We start from the raw sequence: 605 nt of genomic DNA, 5'->3' as shown, positions 1-605 counted from the left end.
TATCTATAATATAAAAGGTTATAACAAAATTTATTTGTTATAACCTTTTTATGTTTAAATTATTTATTGAAATTTAATTAGGAGGATAATAATGAATATATACTTAGGGATAATAAAGAGAAATAAAAATTTTATAGGTGTTGTTGGTATATTTACAGAATCAGGACAATTTTACAAAGGTTATAAAAAATATATTAATAAAGAAAAAGATATATATGAAAGATATATATCTTTATATATATGGTCACTTCGTAAAGCAAGATTACTATACCAGAATTTAAAATTAGATATTTGTTATTTCAATATATTTATAGATAAATTATTTATATATAAATATATAAAAAAAGAATGTTATTCGAAAATATATAAAAATATTTTTAAAGATTTAATATTGGAAATATCTTTATTACCAATAGAAACAACTATTATATCTTTCTCTTATACAAATTTGAAGCTGCCCACGAAAAACCTTTTGTTAATTTAGGGTGGCTGCGTATCATTAAAAAAAAAAACAACGAACACAAATAGAAAAGACAACATATAAAAAAAAACAATAAAATAAATAAACCAAAAAAAATGAAGTAAAAAGTAAAGAACATAACTAA

General features: G+C 18.8%; 1 protein-coding gene. It reads left to right on the top strand.

Going from position 1 to position 605, the window contains the following annotated elements; genetic code table 11:
* Positions 1-91 precede the first annotated feature (91 nt).
* Entirely contained in the window at positions 92-484 is a 393-nt protein-coding gene (locus KGF52_RS21085) for a hypothetical protein (RefSeq protein ID WP_227841529.1), read from the top strand.
* Positions 485-605: the final 121 nt, after the last annotated feature.

The sequence above is a fragment of the Clostridioides sp. ZZV15-6597 genome (assembly GCF_020657815.1).
In the GTDB taxonomy this organism is placed as follows: domain Bacteria; phylum Bacillota; class Clostridia; order Peptostreptococcales; family Peptostreptococcaceae; genus Clostridioides.
This window is presented reverse-complemented; position numbering and strand designations above follow the sequence as displayed.

Excerpts from the sequence above, each read along its gene's own strand:
- KGF52_RS21085 (WP_227841529.1), top strand. The coding sequence starts at position 92 with ATGAATATATACTTAGGGATAATAAAGAGAAATAAAAATTTTATAGGT.